The following is an 18,260-nucleotide window of genomic DNA, read 5'->3' on the forward strand; positions in this document are numbered from 1 at the left end:
AGGACATCCTATGTTAGTCATAAATATATTGCTTATTATTTTATTTATTGCTTTAACCGCCTTTTTTGTAGGGGCAGAGTTTGCGATTTTAAAAGTTCGACCTTCACAAATTGATGTGTTAGCGAGCCAAGGAAAAAGAAGTGCCGTCATTGCTAAAAAAGTATTGGCACAACTGGACTATCACTTATCCGCATGCCAACTTGGCATTACGGTTACCGCGTTAGTATTAGGTGCTCTTGGTGAGCCCACGGTGGCTAAATTATTAGCCCCCCTATTTGAATGGTTACAATTAAACGCTACACTTACCTTCATTTTGTCATATGCGATTTCTTTATTTGTCATTACCGTGTTACATGTAATTATAGGAGAACTTATGCCTAAAACGATAGCGATTCAATATGCGGAGCGCATGACGTTAGTATTAGCACCAAGTTTGTACCTATTTGGTAAAATTACTGCTCCTTTCATTATGATATTGAATGGTTCAGCGCGCTTATTACTTAAATTATTAGGCATTAAATCTACAGATGAAGACGTAGCCTACTCTGAAGAAGAGTTAAAAAGAGTAGTCATGGATAGTTATCGCGGTGGAGAGATTAATGCTACAGAGCTTGCATATGTCACGCGTGCCTTTGATTTTGATAAACATCAAATTAAAGAGATCATGATTCCACTGAGTCAGACTAAGTGTTTAGACGCACAGCAAAGTTTACAGCAACATCTACAATGTATTAAACAATATGAGCATATTCGTTATCCTATTGTGAATAGCACAGTAGACAAAGAGGCGATTATAGGATTTGTAAACACAAAAGAAATGTTAACTACCATTGCAAGTGATTCAAAAGCTACATTAACGGATTTTATTAAACCAATGCCTAGCTTTGATGAAAATGCCATTGTGAGTGATGTATTTTTTAAGATGCAAAATGGACATCATCAAATTGCTTTAATTATGTCTCATACCAACACTACAGTAGGTATTGTTACGATGGAAGATTTATTAAATCAGATGATTATGCCTAAAGAAGTAGCCTAAAGAAGGAGGGAAACAATGTACGCCATTGATCCTAAACAAAACGAAGAGCGCGAAAATTATAAATTATTAACGGGCAGTATTGTGCCGAGACCTATTGCATTCATTACTTCATTGCATGGTGATGTACTAAACGGAGCACCTTTTAGTTATTTTAATATCGTGTCAGCTAATCCTCCTATGATTTCATTAGCCATTCAGCGAAAAGCAGGTGTGATGAAAGATACCGCACGTAATATTACAGCAACTGAGCAATTTGTTGTTCACATGGTAGATTGGGATAATGTAACGCAGATTAATGAAACTGCAGCAAACCTTGCACCGCATGATAGTGAGGTTTTACTTGCCAACTTAACACCTATTGCGAGCGCGAAAGTAAAAGTGCCAGGTGTAAAAGAAGCCAAAGTACGTATGGAATGCCAATTAGTGCATCATAAAGTATTAGGCGACCAGGGTACAGATTTATTAATTGGAGAGATTGTGCAATTTCATTTTGATGAGCAGGTTTACAATCCCGATACGGGACGCATTAATAGTGAGGAATTACAAGCTGTCAGTCGTTTAGCAGGCAACTCTTACGCAACAATTGGCAGTGTATTTGATAAGGCTCGTCCTAAATAAAGTTAAAGTGGTAATGGAGAGCTTGCTTCCATTACCACTTTTTTAGCAATCTCACTTTAGACCCTTTTTTTGTATATTATCTTGTTTAACCGCTTCAACTCCCCTATACTAAATAAGCACAGCGCCAAAAGCCAAAATACATTGGGCTTTTTATTGGTGATTATTTATCCCATATTACATAGTGTACGACTGAGGAGGATTTATGGAAAATCAACAAATGGTTGAAATTAAGCGCGCAAGAATTATTCAAATTGTCTATATAGCTATCGTGGTAGGGCTTGGCATTTTATTTTTAAAGTATGTGTTTCCTGTTATCGCTCCATTTATTATTGCATTTGTTATTGCTGCCATGTGTATGCCAATTGTACGTTTTCTAGCAAGAAAGACACGTATCAAGAGTCGGCAATTATGGGGATTAGTCGTAATTTTTTCGCTTTATGCCACAATTGGTACATTACTGACTTTATTACTTATTCAGATTGTAAATTGGCTCATTCAATTTGTAACCAACTTGCCTCAACTCTACTTTGAAAAAATATTGCCAGCCTTAGAAAAAATAAAGCAGTTTAGCGCTGATAGTATTGAACGTATTTCACCTGAAAATGCAGAGCAATATCATGTTGTACTGAATGATACGATGAAATTTATCACGTCTAAAGCTATTGATTTATCAGGTGATTTAGCTTCAGCCTTAACTTCTTTTTCACTTGCTTTGCCAAGTTTTTTATTAATGGTTTTCTTTGCTTTATTAGCAAGTATTTTTATCACTTGGGATTATGAAAATATTATCGGTTTTATGAAACGTCAAATGAGCGATAAAACAGAGCAACGTGTTATTGCCATCATTAAAACCTTTACGAGAACGATTCGTGATTATGTGGCAGCCTATGCATTAATTGCCTGTATTACTGCTATTGAATTAAGTATTGGTTTTTTAATTATTGGTTTACCTAATGCCATTTTAGTGGCACTTGGTATTGCGGTTTTTGATATGATACCTATTTTTGGGACTGGTGGCATTATGATGCCATGGATTGCGATTGCTTTTTTAAATGGCAATACTACCTTAGGCATTCAGCTTCTTGTGATTTATAGTATCGTATCTATTGTACGCAATGTTATCGAACCTAAAATTGTAGGAAAGAAACTAGGGTTAAATACTGTAGTAGCCCTTTTTGTAATGTTCATTGGTTTACAATTATTTGGTATATTAGGCATGATTTTTGCACCTATTTTAACGGTAATGGTCATCAACTTTAAAGAGTCCGAAAATATGAACTGGTGGAAGTAACATTCATGCTTAGCAAGTATAAACTACATAGGCTAACCAATAACATGGTGACATAACTACACACCTTAGTTAAAACAAACAGCATAAAAGCCCGCTTTCTGAAAAATGATCAGAAAGCGGGTTACTTATATATCTTTTTAATCGGGTGTATTTTTTAGATTAATATAATAAAAAAGAAAGATATAAACCGATTAGCGTAATAAATAAAATGGGGATTGTTAATAAAAAGCCTGTTTTGATATATGTGCGCCAAGAAATATACACGCCTTTTTGTTTTAATACATGTAACCATACTAAGGTAGCTAAGGAACCTATTGGCGTAAATTTAGGACCTAAATCTGAGCCAATGATATTTGCATAAATTAAAGCATCCTGTGTTAAGCCACTGCTACTAGTTTCTGCAATGGCTAAGGCATTAATCATAACAGTAGGCATATTATTCATAACACTAGATAGCACTGCCGCTAAAAATCCCATACCAACTGTAGTAACGAATAAACCTTGTTCAATGAATAAAGCAATCACTTGTGCCACATAATGTGTTAGACCAGCTTCACCTAAACCAAAGACAATTACATACATACCAAGAGAAAAGAACACAATATTCCAAGGTGCACCTTTTACAACCTCAGCTGTATTAATGGCCGTTCTACTAGAGAGTATGACAAATATTAATGCAATAACACCTGCAATAAAAGATACAGGCACTTGTAGAGCTTCGCTTGTAAAATAGCCAAGCATGAGTACGAATAATAAAAGCCAAGACCATTTAAAAAGAGTAGTATCTCGAATAGCAGAAGCGGGTTCTTTTACCTGTTCCATTGAAAAATTTCTAGGAATCGCTTTTCTGAAGTACCAATATAAAATACTAATCGTAGCTATAATGGCAAAAAGATTCGGTATAATCATGCGAACGGCATAAGCTAAAAAACCAATACCAAAAAAATCAGCAGAAACAATATTCACTAAATTACTAACGATAAAAGGTAAACTTGTAGTATCCGCAATAAAACCACTGGCGATGACGAAAGGAAAAATCATTTTTTCATTAAAAGATAAGTGTCGTACCATCGCTAATACAATAGGTGTTAAAATCAGGGCAGCGCCATCGTTAGCAAACAGAGCGGCTACCACTGCACCTAACAAACTAATGTAAATGAATAATTTAATACCACTCCCTTTAGCAAGCTTTGCCATATGAAGGGCTGCCCATTCAAATAAGCCCACTTCATCGAGAATAAGTGAAATAATAATAATAGCCACAAAGGATAATGTTGCATTCCACGTTAAACCAAAGACTGTTACTACGTCGGCGAAATCGACAACACCAAAAAGTAAAGCAATTGTTGCCCCTATAATGGCTGTCCAACCAATCGATAAATTCCGAGGTTGCCAAATGACAAAAATTAATGTCACAATAAAAATACTACTCGCGATTATGAACATGTTACCCTCATACATTGACACGATGTGGGTGGTAATTCATCCAATATTGCTTGAATAAACGGTGGTAACACATCAGCGAGTTTATAGTATTTCCAGGTGCCCTCTTTGCGCTCTGTAATAATATGCGCTTCTTTTAATTTTTTTAGTTGTTGGCTTACAGCGGGTTGCGATATGCCAAGTATTTCGACAAAATCACAAACACAAACTTCCTCTTGTTTTAAACAAGCTAATAATGTTAGGCGATTAGCATCTGCTAATGCTTTAAGTTGCTTCGTTAACTCATCCATCTTTTATTCGCTCCTTATATCATCAATTGCTTATATAAAGTAACACAACTTAATAGATAAGTAAATGCTTATATAAAAAATAGAGGCTGGGACAAAAGAAAAAATGCGAGGCGATTTTTAAAATTGCCTCGCATTTTTTTGCTTTCAAGTACATTAAGTCATTCATTTAGCCAAAAAATTATTACTTGAATTTTATATTTCTCCTCAAAATGGAGTTATGTCCCAGTATCTATCAAACAGTTGTATGTGTGGTAATTGTAGCTAAGCGAGAGACCGCTTCTTGTAGTCTTGTTTCATCTTGTACGAGTGCTAAGCGTAAGTAGCCTGCGCCTGCTGTACCAAACACTGTACCCGGTACAGTAACTACACCAATTTTTTCGATTAACTCAAAAGAGAAGTCTGTGCAATCTTTATCATTTGGATACTTGGCCCAAACAAACATCCCACCTTGAGACGGGGCAACATCCCAACCTAATTGAGTTAAGCCCTCTGTTAAAATGTGATGGCGTTTAGAAAAGATCTCGCGTAAATTTTCTGTGATAGGTTCCGCATGATCTAAAGCGTAGGCAGCAGCATTTTGAATAGGCTCAAAAATACCAAAATCGAGATTGGATTTAAAACCACGAATAATATTAATCATCTCTTTATTTCCTGCAATATAGGCAATGCGTGTACCTGCTAAACTAAAGCTTTTAGATAAGGAGTTGATTTCTACACCAACGTCCATAGCACCTGGCACTTGTAAAAAACTTAATGGCGCATCGCCTGTAAAATAAAATTCTGAATAAGCTGCGTCATGTAAAATCATAACATTATATTTTTTAGCAAAGGCAATAGCTTTTTCAAAATAAGTGACAGAAGGCATTGCAGGAACAGGGTTACCTGGTAAGTTTAAGATAAGTAGTTTCGCTTGCTGTGCAATCGCTTCGGGTACATCGTCTAAATTGGGTAAGTAGCCATTTTCTTTTGTAAGTGGCATGTAATACGGCGTAGCACCTGACGTGTGGATGCCAGTATCATAAGCGACATAAGCGGGGTTTGTAGTTAAAATAATATCACCTGGGTCACAAAATGCCATTGGTAAATGAACTAAACCTTCCTGTGAGCCCATCGTTTGAATAATTTCTGTTTCAGGGTTTAATTGTACATGACTACGACGCTTATAATAATCCGCTACTGCTGTATAAAAACGCATAGTACCTGTTAATGTGTAACCGTAAGAAGTGGCGAGTGCGCTTTCTTTCGATAAAAGTTTTCTAATGTCTTCATGTGGCGGAATATCAGGGCTACCTAAGCTTAAATCAATAAGGTCCATACCCTTGGCCTGCTGTGCTAACGCAAAGCTTTTTAAATCACTAAAAATAGACGGTGCAAATAAAGCCATGCGTTTGGATGGTTGAATATTCAAAGCGTACACTCTCCTTACTTTTTTCTAACATGATATTGTCAGATATATTCAAATATTATAGCATAGAGCGTAGATGATCTGCATAAACATTCATAAAAAAAGAAAAACACGTATTTTTGTAGGAGGTAAACAATGAAAGTTGTATCGTTAAGTGGACCAAGTGGCACGGGGAAAAGTACAAGCGCGGTACATTTTGCTCATGAACAACATGTAGAAGCCATGATTGATGATGGTTTACTCATTGTAAAAGGCAAAAAAATAGCAGGCACTAGTGCCAAGTTTGAAAAAAATACTGTGACTGCAGTGAGACGCGCTATATTTGATGAAGCCGCACATCGAGATGAAGTAAAAAAAGCTATCACTGAACACCAAATTGAAAGTCTACTTATCATTGGTACCTCAGATAAAATGACCAAGAAAATTGCTAAAGCGCTGGACTTACCTGAGATTGAAAGTTTTTTTTACATCACAGATATTCGTACAGAGAATGAAATTAGACGTGCACGTTTTGTACGTGAAACCGAAGGCAAACATGTGATGCCTGTTTCCGCAGACCAAGTGAATCAAAATTTTTTTAAACAATTAATTAAAAAAGGGTGGGATATTTTTTCACCAAAGAGGGAAAAGATTGGTGAGACTACTATTGTTCATCCTGACTTTCATCAACAAACGGTCAGTATTCATAAACGTGTGTATTTACAACTTGTACGGCATATTATGTTATCGCAATTGTATGTACACAAAGTAGAACAATTGAGTATCTCAACAACACCTCAAGTCATCATTACAGTTAGTATTGTAGTAAAAACACCTATTACGCCAATGCTAAGAGAAGCATTGGAGAGTTGCCAACAGCAAATGCATGATGATTTTTTACAAATGTTTGGTTTTAGTACAGACAAAATTTATGTAAAGGTAGTGAAAGTTGCCTAATGGACATTATTATTGCGACAGATGAAAAAATAGTTGTACCGTTATTTGTGAAGTATCGTGCTTTTTATGGCTTTGAAGTGAATGGACACGAAGCAGAGTTTTTACGAGAGCGTATTAAACATCGTGAGTCGATTATCTTTATTGCCATGCAGGATCATATTGCGGCTGGTTTTGTACAATTATATCCAACCTTTTCATCGTTAGCTTGCGGACGTGTCTATATTATTAATGATTTATATGTCGATCAAGCATATCGAAAAGGTGGTTTAGCAGAAGCGCTTATGAAAAGAGCGATCAGTTATGCAGAGCAAATGGATGCCGCATACATTACGCTAGAAACAACCATTGATAACTTTGGAGCCAATCGCTTATACGAAAAACTAGGCATGACAAAGGATAGAACGGTTCATTACTCAAAACGCTTAAAGTAAATCAAGTTTAGCTAAGTGTCAAAGCAAGTAAAGTGGCGAGTAACCAATAGAAAATATCATCCATTTTTCGACAATGTTATGGTAAAGGAGAAGTACATTTTCCTTTACCATTTGTTTTGACTCACTACGTGGCATGATTTAATAAACAGCGTATAAAAAATCTGTTTTTTCAAACTTTTTACAAACAAATTGATTATATTGAATCGCTCTACTATACTTTTTCTATACTAAAAAGAGGACGTGGAAGAAATGGACTTATTTACAACAGGGCTCAACCATATTAATGATTTTTTATGGACATATTTTATTTTAGTCTTACTTATTGGTGTCGGGCTATACTTTACCGTTAAATCTCGCTTTGTCCAAATTGGGCAATTTAAAGAGATGCTACGTCTAATCTCACGTGGTTTTAGTAAAGATAAAACAAAGAAAGATAGCATTTCTCCTTTCCAAGCATTTTGTATTAGTGCTGCTGCACGTATAGGTATTGGTAATCTCGCTGGTGTTGCGATCGCAATTGCGAGTGGGGGACCTGGTGCGATATTTTGGATGTGGATGATTGGTTTGATTGGTGCAGCTACAAGTTTTGTAGAGTGTACATTAGGACAAATTTATAAAGTGAAAGATGGCGGGCGCTTCCGTGGAGGTCCTGCTTATTATATGGAGAAAGGACTTAATAAACGCTGGTTGGGCATTTGGTTTTCCATTTTAATTACTATTACGTATGGATTAATTTTCAACTCTGTTCAAGCTAATACGGTATCCATTGCATTTGCGGATTCATTTGGGTGGAGTCGTACAACAGTAGGTATTGCGATTGCAGTATTAGTGGGCGCTATCATTTTTGGTGGTGTTCGTAGTATCGCTAATATTTCAACACTAATTGTACCACCTATGGCACTGGCTTATATTGCAGTTGCAGTATTTGTAGTGTTAACGAACATTACCGCTATACCAGAAGTATTACTCGTTATTATAAAAGGTGCATTTGGCTATGAACAAGTAGTGGGTGGTGGCATTGGTGCTGCTATGAAATTTGGTATTCAGCGTGGTTTATTCGCTACTGAAGCGGGGATGGGTAGCTCACCTAATGCTGCAGCTACTGCACATGTTACTCACCCTGTTAAACAAGGTTTAATTCAAGCTTTAGGCGTTTTTGTAGATACATTTTTAGTTTGTACATCAACAGCATTTATTGTACTTTGTTCAAGTATTTACAAAACAGGAGAATCGACAGGAATTACTTTAACGCAACAATCTTTGACTTATCATATTGGTGACTGGGCAGGCATCTTTTTATCTGTGCTTATCTTTTTATTTGCTTTTAGTACATTGCTTGGCAATTATTATTATGGTGAGACAAATATTTCATTTATCAAAAACTCTGCTATTGCTATTTTATGCTACCGTATAGCTGCGATTGGTATGATTATTTTTGGTGCGGTAGTTAGTTTAGAAACAGTATGGCGATTAGCAGACTTATTCATGGCATTGATGGTTATGACGAACTTTATTGCTATTATCGCCTTGAGTAAATATGCGTTTCTAGCATTGCAAGATTACGTACAACAACGTAAGGCAGGTAAAGATCCTGTATTCCGCGCAAAATCAATACCAGGATTAGAACAGCAAGTCGATTACTGGAAAGATGACGACCATTAATTTAGTGTAAAACACGGACGCATTTGTACGTTCGTGTTTTTTTATGATTTCAGCTATTTATAAACATGAACGAGTTATTATATGCCTATATTACTGATATCGCTTCAATATATTAATTTTATTTTGATTTTTCAGAAAATAAATGACTTTTGTCATATGAAAATCTGTAAGAAACTTCGCTAGAATAGAAATAACATTATGCTTCACACATAATGTAATGTAAATTTAGAGGGGATTCGATATTATGTTAACATTTGGTAACATCATGACACAAAACGCAGTAAAGTATCGTCAAAAAACGGCAGTCATTTATAAAAATGCCACGTGGACGTATGAAGAGCTGAATAAAAGAGGTAACCGTTTAGCAAATGCTTTTTTACAAAAGGGGTATAAAAAAGGTGACAAGGTTGCCATAATGATGAAGAATAATAGTACTTACATTGAAATTATTGTAAGTTTATCAAAAATAGGTGTTGTGATTGTACCTATTAATTTCCGAGCTGTAGGGCCAGAGATTGCTTATATTATTGAGCACTCTGAAAGCCGTGGGTACATTACAACACGGGAATATAAAGAGGAATTTGCAAGAGTGGGGCGCGCTGCTGAACAAATTGACACCTATTTAGTCGTCGAAGAAAACTATGAAAACTTTTTACATCATGATGCAACAGAGCCAGTAAATGATGTTGTAGAAACCGACACACTTTATTTAGGCTATACATCTGGCACAACGGGTAAACCTAAAGGTGTTGTTATTTCACATCGTGCGAGAATGTTAACTGCGCTAGTAACAGCAGCTGAATATAAAATTGATGAATCCGATATTCATGCCGTAGTAGGCCCGATTTATCACGCTGCACCTTGGATTTTTTTAATGACACAATTAACAGCAGGCGGCACTATTGTTGTAGAAGAAGCGTATCGTCCTGAACAATTTTTAGCTGATGTTGAAAAATACGGTATCACTAATACATTTATGGCACCTACAATGTATAATTTTTTAACAAATTTACCAGACGATATTATCAAAAAATATCATACAAATTCATTACGTGTGTTTATATCAGCAGGCTCAGCATTACCAACACAAACTAAGAATGCCATATTACATTATTTCCCCAATGTAGATCTACATGAGTTTTATGGCGCAACAGAGAGTGCAGTGACATTGAATATTAAGCCTAAAGATTTAACACGTAAAGAAAGCTGTGTAGGGCAACCTTTCCCATTTGTTGAATGTTTGATTGTGGATGAGCATATGCAACCGGTTAAACAAGGTGAAGTAGGTGAATTGTACTTCAAAGGGCCTTATTTATTGGATGAGTATTATCGCAATCCAGAGGCAACAAAACAAGCTTTTTGGAATGGATACTTCTCTGTAGGGGAGTTAGCACGTCAAGATGAAGAGGGGTATTATTATATTATTGACCGTAAAAAAGACATGTTAATTAGTGGAGGTGTCAATATTTATCCAAGAGAGATTGAAGAAGTATTGTATGGTCATCCAGCGGTATTAGAAGTAGCTGTCATTGGCATTCCTGATCCAACTTGGGGTGAGTCTGTACAAGCCGTTGTTGCATTAAAAGAAGGGCAACATACTACAGCACAAGAAATCATTGCATTTTGTGAAGGTAAAATGGCGAGTTATAAAAAGCCAAGGTATGTTAGTTTTGTCGATGAGTTGCCACGCAATCCATCAGGTAAAATCTTGAAAGTCGAACTGCGCAACCAATACACGCAATAAAAATTCAACTAAAGTAGACAAAATAAAGATTTTAACGAATAAATAAAAAGAGGCATCCTAATAAAAGGATACCTCTTTTTTTATGGTTGCATCATGAAAATTAAAGTTTTACAATGTTTGTAGCTTGTGGGCCACGTTGACCATCTTCAATTTCGAATTCAACTTTTTGGCCTTCGTCTAAAGATTTAAAACCTTCACCTTGGATTGCTGAGAAGTGAGCGAATACATCGTTTCCACCTTCAACTTCGATAAAACCAAAACCTTTTTCTGCGTTAAACCATTTTACTGTACCTTGTGTCATTTAAATGACCTCCGTCAATTGTATTTAATAAGATCACATTTTCTCAAAAAGAAAAAAATTCACATATTACAAAAAGCACCAAATAAAACACAAATACTTTTTGTAATAGGTGAATTTATTGTTGTCTTGTAACTATCTTATTAATTGTATTATATAATAAATCAATCCATTTGTCTAATGGATATGCGATTATTTAATTTTATTTCGCTCATTCACATCATTCTCTCCTCAAAGCCCTACAATATCCATCTACTTACCATCGTTATTACATCATGACTTACGATACAAAAATTCCACCTGTTTAACTTTATTTATAGTAATTGACAAACTTTTTTCACAATTTTATAGTTAGTTAAGAAAACTAATTAATAGGAGAGAAAAAGTATGTTCGCTATTGAACGACAATTGTTTCAGCAGTTTTTAATTTTACACCGTCCATATAAACAACGTTTTGATATGCTGTTAGGACAGTATTCATTATCTACTTATCAATGGTGGGCACTTGTTATGTTAGCAGAGCACCAAGAGTTAATGGCTAGTGAGATGGCAACGATGCAATGTGTAGAGAAACCTTCAATGACAAAGACTTTACAAAAATTAGAGCAATTACAATATGTTACAGCGCGTGTAGGTGAAGATAAACGCCAACGCCTATTCCGACTTTCATCCACTGGCGTCACTCTTGTTAAACGTGTTGAACAAGAGCTGCTTATTGACCAAAAGGAGTTACTTACGAATGTTACGTTTGAGGAGATGCAAACAACGATACATGTATTACAACAAATTTCACATCATCTAAAGAAAGAAGCGATAAAATGAAAGAACCTTTATGGACAAAAGATTTTATCTTTGTAAGTATTATTCAATTCGTTTTAATGTTATCGATGTATGGGCTTTTTGTTACTTTACCTATCTATGCGACACAGCAATACGATGCAAGTGTTTCAATGGGCGGGCTTGTTGCTAGCATTTTTATTATTGGTGCATTACTGGCGCGTTTAGTGACAGGAAAAAAAGCAGGGGAGTATGGCAGTAAAAAAATGCTAGTCATTGGTAGTAGTATACTCGTGATTGCTACTTTGCTTTATTTTGTAACAGTCAGCGTTGAAATGATGTTAACTGTGCGTTTTTTACATGGGATTGGTTTTGGTATAGCTACGACTGCAACAGGTATTATTGTTGCACAAGTAATGCCCATTGCTCGCAGTGGGGAGGGGATTGGTTACTTTAGCTTAGGTGTAGTGTTAGCCATTGCTGTTGGTCCGTTTATTGGGATTGGCATTGTAGACCAATGGGGCTATAATTGGTTATTTATATTTACCATTATAATGACCATTGTTAGTTTTTCACTAGCTATTCTTATTAAGAAGCCTGCTGGAGAAGTATTATATAAGGCATCAAGAGGCTTTAAACTGCAACATTATTTTGCTAAAAAAGCAGTGCCAGTAGCGTTTAGTATGTTTATTATGGCATTAGCTTATTCTAGCATCTTATCTTTTTTAACTTCTTATACACAAGAAATCGGGATTGGTGCTGTTAGTGCATACTATTTTTTAATCTATGCGGGCATGATTTTACTATCACGCCCATTTACAGGCCCATTAATTGACCGTAAAGGTGGCAATGCTGTAGCCTATCCTGCATTAGTATTATATGCCATTGGTATGATTATTTTGAGTCAAATGCAAATGCCTTGGCAATTATTTGTTGCTGCTGCTTTCATTGGCCTAGGCTATGGTAACTTCCAGTCTACAACACAAGCATTAGCTATTAAAATTGTGCCTCGTGAAGAAGTAGGCTTGGCTACATCAACATATTTTATTTTCTTAGATTTAGGCTTAGGTTTTGGTCCATTATTGTTTGGTAGCTTAATTCCTTATGTGGGCTACAGTGGTCTCTATCTTATAATGACTATTTTAATTTTGATTAATATTTTTGGCTACTATCTATTGCACGGACGCAAAGACCACAGCTATCAGGAAACAAGTACTTTACGAATCTAAAAAAGCTATAGAATCGTAATCTATGTACAAAAGGCAGATTGCATGACGCAACCTGCCTTTTACATGCTCATCAAAAAATCTTACAAGCGAATGAATAGTCTACATGAAGTGTAGATATGTACAAATCAGGCGAACCATCATTTTCTAAACATTGCTCAAATAACAGGCTCACTTCTTTATTAGTAAAATATACTTTAGAGAAAAATAATAAAGATGCTATGAATATCACACTACTTAATACAAGAGTTAACTGTTGATAAAGAGATAATGACTTTAATTTCATAACTTTCAACTTATGATTAGATTTGGCGTACAAAGTTAGGTTGTCTTTTTTCAACAAAAGCACGACAGCCTTCAGCAAAGTCATTACCAACAAAAGGTGTAGAACCTTGCCATAATGATGGTACACTATCTACACATTCTTGAACAGACGTTTTTACAGCCAATAATGACTCAGGTGACATACCTGCTACTAGCTTGCCCATACGAATCATATATTTTTGTAAGTCTTTCTCCGCCACGAGGTAATTTAACATACCAACTCTAAAAGCATCTTCTGCTTTATACATACGTCCTGTAAATACTAGATCCTTTGTTGCAGCAGGCCCAATTAATTGAACAAGGCGCTGGGCAAATTTGTTATTCAAAGTGATGCCTAACTTACCAACAGGAATACCCATCTTTGCTTTTTCTGAGCCAATTCGAATATCACATGCCAATGCTAACTCTAAGCCTGCGCCCATAGCAGGCCCATTAATAACACCTATTGTTGGAATAGGTAAGCGTTCAATCGTGGAAATGGTTTTTTCCATGTGAATAAAAGCTTCTTCTGCTTGCTCTAATGAAATGCTGTCAAATTCTTTAATATCGGAACCTGCTGTGAAATTTTCACCTTTGCCACGAATAATAAGTACTTTATTTTTAGGATTATCTAATACACGTAAAGCAATGTTACGTAATTGTGTCCACATATTTGCTGTTAACGCATTTTTAGCTTGTGGTCTAGCGATAGTAATAATGGCAAGACCTGCTGTTTCTTGATAAATAATTTTGGCTTCCTCTGCTTCTAAATGTAATGTTTTGACTTGCAAACTGTCCACCCCTTATGAAATTTCTGCTATTATAGTACAGTTTAACAGATATTAACGCAAAATAGCTTGTCAGTTATGTTTGTTTTGACGCTTGCAAGTTAAATTTTCATAATAAACAGATTTTATGTTATAATATTATCCGACTAACAAATAAAGGTGGTGACCGCATGGTAACGTATCAGCAAGCTTGGGTAGCGTTTCATATTCATTTAAAACAGTTAAATATGAGCGCTTCGACATTAAAGCAATATGCACTTGATGGACGACAATTTATTGCCTATACAAAAGTGCATAATGAGCCGCATTTAACGGCGACATACTATCCTTTTCTCGTACAATATGTGCAACATTTAGAAGAGGCATATCCGAAAGAAACGAGTTATAATCGGAAAGTAGCTTGCTTAAGGCGTTTCTTCAAATTTGCTCGTTTGCGTGAATGGGTTGATGATGAGTGTTATTTAGCATTATTAACGCCTAAAAAAATCCCTAAAGAAATAATCCCTGCATTAACTGAAGGAGAAATTCAACAAATTGGAGCCGTATGGGAACGTTATTTATCCTATGCCGACTCAGAGGACAAATACTTTATTGCAAAGCGTAATCATCTTATTACGACTACTATTTTAACACTAGGCTGTAAGCCATCTGAGTTAGTACGTATGCAGTGGCATCACTTGCATTATACAGAAGGCTTTGTACGTTTACTAAGCGGGAAAGGATACAGGGATGTTGAAGTGAATGCTTTGTATTTACAATTGATGCAAGCATATGAGAATGAAAAGCCGAATGATTCTCCGTATATTTGGCAAAGCGAAACGAACATTAAAGGTAATCCTATTACTGTGAAAACAGTGGAGCGGATTTTTCAAACCATTTCTAAAGAAATAGGTATCACAGTGCGTGCAACAGACTTACGTTATGCTGCAATACAACGTGCTATGAAAGATGGAGATTATGAACAGGCGATTGCACGTTTTGGTTACGCAAGGAAGTGGGTATTGCAAGATCGACAACGTAGGCTAAAGTAATAAAAAAATCGGCCACCTATTAAAGTGTGCCGACAACTACGTTGGATTAGAAGTCTCGCATACGCAATGCTTCTTCTACGTCAATGGTAATATGATAAGCTTGTAAAATTGCCTCTACAGTAAGCGCAATATCGTCACGCGCTACGGTTTCAAGTTCACTACCTTCATCCATCATTTTAAAGCCAATATCATTGATTTCTTCTGTTACTTTATCTAATTGCTTTTGAATAATAGCGATATCTTTTTCGCCTGTAGCTAACAATGCCTCTACACGCTCTAATTGTACTTTTATGGCATCGACTAGATGTTTAGGGTAGTATGAATCCCTATACATATCTGGTAAATAATCAATTTTCATATTCATCCGCTCCTTTTCCTAAAAATTTTAACATGAGGTGTATAACATGACAATGACAATCAACTTATTACAAGCCTATGAACTATTGGCACTTCAAGAAAAAATGACGAAAGATGCGATTTTAGCTGATGTTGATGGACAAAATATGGTGAGATGGGCTGATATCGTAGCAGATTGGCCAATGGAGGAGTTGCAAAAGTTAGCACAACAACCTGAAGACTTTAAACAGGCGTTACAAGGCGACTATACGATTTCATATTTAACCTTACCTGGTTTAAGCAACTTATTGCAAAAGCGCTTTAAGCTAACCATGAATAAACATTTCTTTGTGACAGATACAGCGATTACTCAATTGAAAGTAAATGCTACACAAGAGCAAAAGATTCGTACTATGGTAGCTTCTAACTGGCAAGTGACATCCTTTGAAGAAGGTTTATCCATTCATATGTAAGCACACAACAGGCACAGACGAAGTCAACTTCGTCTGTGCCTGTAAATTTTTCTTATAAATTAAAGTGTCTAATAATATCATGTATTGATGGCAATACAGTCGGCCCGTATTGTTGTAGGGTAGCTAAATCTGAAGTGCCTGACAATACACCAACCGCTTGTTGTGCTTGCTGACCAAACTGCATATCCACAAACGTATCGCCCACATGTATGACTTCATCAGGCGTTAATGCAAACTGTTGACAAAAAGCATGTAAGGCATCAGGTGCTGGTTTTTTAGCATACGTATCGGCTGTTGCAACAAAATCAATATAAGGCATGATACATAATTTTTGTAAGGTAAATGTTGTCACATTATATTGATCTGCTGTCACAATGCCAATACGTATCCCTTTATTGTGCAGCTGCTTAAACAACAGCTGCACGTCACCAATGGGAATAATTGTATCTTGGTGCTTCTTGGTCTCTGTAAAATATAAATGATCGAGTTCTTTGTACAATAAGGTAACATCTTGTTGCACATAAGGGGCTAATACTTGTGCAGTATCATATAAAGTCTCGCTTGCAATTAAACTGTTTTTCATCAATGTGCCATCCTGTTTAATACCTAACTCGGCAAGCATTGGCTCATAATAATTCGCTGAAACTTGATATTTTTGTAGCAAATGTTGAACGATATTACTAGTCACTCGAATCCATAGCGCATTGAATTCAATTAATGTACCATCTTTATCAAATAAAATCCCTTTAATCATGTGCTACACCCATTTGCCCTAATACATCTTGCCATGTTTGTAATGTAGGGGTTTTCTCGCCGTAGTAATATGGGTTTGTGAAGCCAACTAATTCGCCATCTTCGTTACGTAAATCTATACGCAACCATGCAAAGTCTGTTTGGAAATCAAAATGATAACAAGCTTTATGCCCCGTATCTTGTTGTACGACCTTACCATTTATTACCCAATCTATAGTCATCTGCTTGGCCTCAAGGGTCACGGTGATGTGACCAGACTTTGTAGCTAAACATTCGCCAAACAAAACTGTGCCATCTGTTTGAAGCGTGCCAACGCGTGATACATACACATGCCCTTTTTTTACACTAGCTAAAATAGCATGTGCTGATTTTTCTGCGTATACATATGTGGCAGGGTCACCAATCAATGAAGGGTAGGTGGCACCTTCATATTTTTTTGTAGGGTGTAAGTGCGAATCAGAGCCACCAATACCTGTAATACGATATCCATCATTTAATAAAATGTTCCAAGCTTGTAACGCTTGTTCTGTAGCGGCGGTATTATCTGCATAAGTAGGGTCATTTATAATTTCAATACTATCCACTTGATGGAGTTTAGTTTGTTTAAATAACCAAGACCACACAGTTAAAAAGGGATGATTAATTGATACTAGTGCTGGTTTTGCTACATCATTAATGATTTGTACCATCGTTTCTTCTTCATTTAAATGCTGAATACTATGTTTGGCAAAGGGGGAGGTAGCTACGCCTAAAATATTGAAATGGCCATTAGGTGCGGTAACCTCAATACCAGGGATTACAATGGTTTCGGCTACATGAGAAGGCCAATTGGTAGGCACAATATTATGATCTGTAGCCACAAAGAAATCTAACATTTGACGCTGTGCCATCATCATATTTTCCTCACGTGTTAAATCCCCGTCTGAAAAGATGGTATGCGTATGAAAATCTCCTTTTAACCAACCTTTTGTCCCGTCAGCTAAAATCGCTGTAGGTAATTGTAACGTAAAGTCATCTATCGTATGACAGATTGTATCATGATGATTAGTTGTAAGAATATTGGTCAAAATATCCACTGTGCCAATCGCTTCACCAGCTGCAAAACCTCCATCCTTTGTTACAGCTTTCGCGACTAAAATGGCTATTTTCCATTGACCAGTTGGCAACTCGCCACCAAAAGTATAAGGCGCACTATGTGTTATATCTTCGTGTAAAATCACTGGTTGTGGTGTATTCTTGTGTAAATATTGCATACGTAGCTGCCCAAGGTTATCATACACATAATACTGTAACCAATAATGCGTGGGTGCATGAACAGTGATCGCGATACTTTGTGTATGATTTGCGATAAAGAATTCTTTTTCGATATATTGTGTTGATGCTGAAGTTATTGCTTCTAACGTAAAAGTTGTCATG

Annotated in this window: 19 protein-coding genes; 11 read left to right on the forward strand and 8 right to left on the reverse strand. The window is 36.2% G+C overall.

Annotated elements, in window-relative coordinates:
- The first annotated feature begins 10 nt into the window (after positions 1-10).
- The 3 genes from IEW44_RS03915 to ytvI all read left to right on the forward strand — a co-directional run bounded on the left by IEW44_RS03915 (position 11) and on the right by ytvI (position 2,948).
- Positions 11-1,039 carry a hemolysin family protein gene (locus tag IEW44_RS03915; RefSeq protein WP_188613718.1) on the forward strand — a complete coding sequence of 343 codons (1,029 nt, stop codon included), beginning with the start codon at positions 11-13 and terminating at the stop codon, positions 1,037-1,039.
- A gap of 15 nt (positions 1,040-1,054) precedes the next feature.
- Positions 1,055-1,657, forward strand: coding sequence for a flavin reductase family protein (locus tag IEW44_RS03920; protein ID WP_188613719.1), 603 nt, complete (start codon positions 1,055-1,057; stop codon positions 1,655-1,657).
- Positions 1,658-1,859: 202 nt separating this feature from the next.
- Positions 1,860-2,948, forward strand: a complete 1,089-nt coding sequence (gene ytvI, locus IEW44_RS03925) for a sporulation integral membrane protein YtvI (RefSeq protein WP_188613720.1) — start codon at positions 1,860-1,862, stop codon at positions 2,946-2,948.
- Positions 2,949-3,107: 159 nt separating this feature from the next.
- Here ytvI and IEW44_RS03930 read toward each other — a convergent pair whose 3' ends face one another.
- The 3 genes from IEW44_RS03930 to IEW44_RS03940 all read right to left on the reverse strand — a co-directional run bounded on the left by IEW44_RS03930 (position 3,108) and on the right by IEW44_RS03940 (position 6,089).
- Entirely contained in the window at positions 3,108-4,394 is a 1,287-nt protein-coding gene (locus IEW44_RS03930) for an arsenic transporter (RefSeq protein ID WP_188613721.1), read from the reverse strand.
- Positions 4,385-4,681: an ArsR/SmtB family transcription factor gene (locus tag IEW44_RS03935; RefSeq protein WP_188613722.1), complete on the reverse strand. Its 297-nt coding sequence runs from the start codon at positions 4,679-4,681 to the stop codon at positions 4,385-4,387. Before IEW44_RS03935 ends, IEW44_RS03930 begins: the two co-directional genes overlap by 10 nt.
- A gap of 232 nt (positions 4,682-4,913) precedes the next feature.
- Complete coding sequence (locus IEW44_RS03940; protein ID WP_188613723.1) at positions 4,914-6,089, reverse strand: aminotransferase class I/II-fold pyridoxal phosphate-dependent enzyme; 1,176 nt, start codon at positions 6,087-6,089, stop codon at positions 4,914-4,916.
- Between the two features lie 132 nt (positions 6,090-6,221).
- Between IEW44_RS03940 and IEW44_RS03945 the strand changes: the two genes are divergently transcribed.
- From IEW44_RS03945 to IEW44_RS03960, 4 genes are all read left to right on the forward strand, one after another.
- Entirely contained in the window at positions 6,222-7,022 is an 801-nt protein-coding gene (locus IEW44_RS03945) for a hypothetical protein (RefSeq protein WP_188613724.1), read from the forward strand.
- The gene (locus tag IEW44_RS03950; protein ID WP_188613725.1) at positions 7,022-7,453 is read left to right on the forward strand and encodes a GNAT family N-acetyltransferase; all 432 of its coding nucleotides are present in this window, start codon (positions 7,022-7,024) and stop codon (positions 7,451-7,453) included. The genes IEW44_RS03945 and IEW44_RS03950 overlap by 1 nt, the downstream gene beginning before the upstream one ends.
- A gap of 249 nt (positions 7,454-7,702) precedes the next feature.
- Complete coding sequence (locus IEW44_RS03955) at positions 7,703-9,115, forward strand: alanine/glycine:cation symporter family protein (RefSeq protein ID WP_188613726.1); 1,413 nt, start codon at positions 7,703-7,705, stop codon at positions 9,113-9,115.
- A gap of 244 nt (positions 9,116-9,359) precedes the next feature.
- A complete protein-coding gene (locus IEW44_RS03960; protein ID WP_188613727.1) occupies positions 9,360-10,859 on the forward strand; it encodes a class I adenylate-forming enzyme family protein in 1,500 nt (499 codons plus the stop codon).
- Positions 10,860-10,959: 100 nt separating this feature from the next.
- Here the strand turns inward: IEW44_RS03960 and IEW44_RS03965 are convergent, their stop codons facing one another.
- Positions 10,960-11,160, reverse strand: coding sequence for a cold-shock protein (locus IEW44_RS03965; RefSeq protein WP_008406560.1), 201 nt, complete (start codon positions 11,158-11,160; stop codon positions 10,960-10,962).
- A 384-nt stretch (positions 11,161-11,544) separates the two neighbouring features.
- Here IEW44_RS03965 and IEW44_RS03970 point away from each other — a divergent pair, with 384 nt between their 5' ends.
- Together IEW44_RS03970 and IEW44_RS03975 are read left to right on the forward strand one after the other, a co-directional pair.
- The gene (locus IEW44_RS03970; protein ID WP_188613728.1) at positions 11,545-11,979 is read left to right on the forward strand and encodes a MarR family winged helix-turn-helix transcriptional regulator; all 435 of its coding nucleotides are present in this window, start codon (positions 11,545-11,547) and stop codon (positions 11,977-11,979) included.
- On the forward strand, positions 11,976-13,163 hold the full coding sequence (locus IEW44_RS03975; protein ID WP_188613729.1) for an MFS transporter: 1,188 nt from the start codon (positions 11,976-11,978) through the stop codon (positions 13,161-13,163). Before IEW44_RS03970 ends, IEW44_RS03975 begins: the two co-directional genes overlap by 4 nt.
- Before the next feature lie 299 nt (positions 13,164-13,462).
- Here IEW44_RS03975 and IEW44_RS03980 read toward each other — a convergent pair whose 3' ends face one another.
- Positions 13,463-14,254 carry an enoyl-CoA hydratase/isomerase family protein gene (locus IEW44_RS03980; RefSeq protein WP_188613730.1) on the reverse strand — a complete coding sequence of 264 codons (792 nt, stop codon included), beginning with the start codon at positions 14,252-14,254 and terminating at the stop codon, positions 13,463-13,465.
- Positions 14,255-14,421: 167 nt separating this feature from the next.
- On the opposite strand from IEW44_RS03980, the gene IEW44_RS03985 reads away from it, so the two are divergent.
- Positions 14,422-15,282 (forward strand): tyrosine-type recombinase/integrase, encoded by an 861-nt coding sequence (locus IEW44_RS03985; protein ID WP_188613731.1) that lies wholly within the window; start codon positions 14,422-14,424, stop codon positions 15,280-15,282.
- A 46-nt stretch (positions 15,283-15,328) separates the two neighbouring features.
- Here the strand turns inward: IEW44_RS03985 and IEW44_RS03990 are convergent, their stop codons facing one another.
- Positions 15,329-15,640, reverse strand: coding sequence for a DUF5713 family protein (locus tag IEW44_RS03990; RefSeq protein ID WP_229704150.1), 312 nt, complete (start codon positions 15,638-15,640; stop codon positions 15,329-15,331).
- Between the two features lie 46 nt (positions 15,641-15,686).
- On the opposite strand from IEW44_RS03990, the gene IEW44_RS03995 reads away from it, so the two are divergent.
- Positions 15,687-16,091, forward strand: coding sequence for a hypothetical protein (locus tag IEW44_RS03995; RefSeq protein WP_188613733.1), 405 nt, complete (start codon positions 15,687-15,689; stop codon positions 16,089-16,091).
- A 52-nt stretch (positions 16,092-16,143) separates the two neighbouring features.
- Here the strand turns inward: IEW44_RS03995 and IEW44_RS04000 are convergent, their stop codons facing one another.
- Together IEW44_RS04000 and IEW44_RS04005 are read right to left on the reverse strand one after the other, a co-directional pair.
- Positions 16,144-16,845 (reverse strand): HAD family hydrolase, encoded by a 702-nt coding sequence (locus tag IEW44_RS04000; protein WP_188613734.1) that lies wholly within the window; start codon positions 16,843-16,845, stop codon positions 16,144-16,146.
- Positions 16,838-18,259, reverse strand: coding sequence for a CehA/McbA family metallohydrolase (locus IEW44_RS04005; RefSeq protein ID WP_188613735.1), 1,422 nt, complete (start codon positions 18,257-18,259; stop codon positions 16,838-16,840). The genes IEW44_RS04000 and IEW44_RS04005 overlap by 8 nt, the downstream gene beginning before the upstream one ends.
- Between the last annotated feature and the right edge of the window lies 1 nt (position 18,260).

The sequence above is a fragment of the Lysinibacillus alkalisoli genome (genome assembly GCF_014643595.1).
Taxonomy (GTDB): Bacteria; Bacillota; Bacilli; order Bacillales_A; family Planococcaceae; genus Metalysinibacillus; species Metalysinibacillus alkalisoli.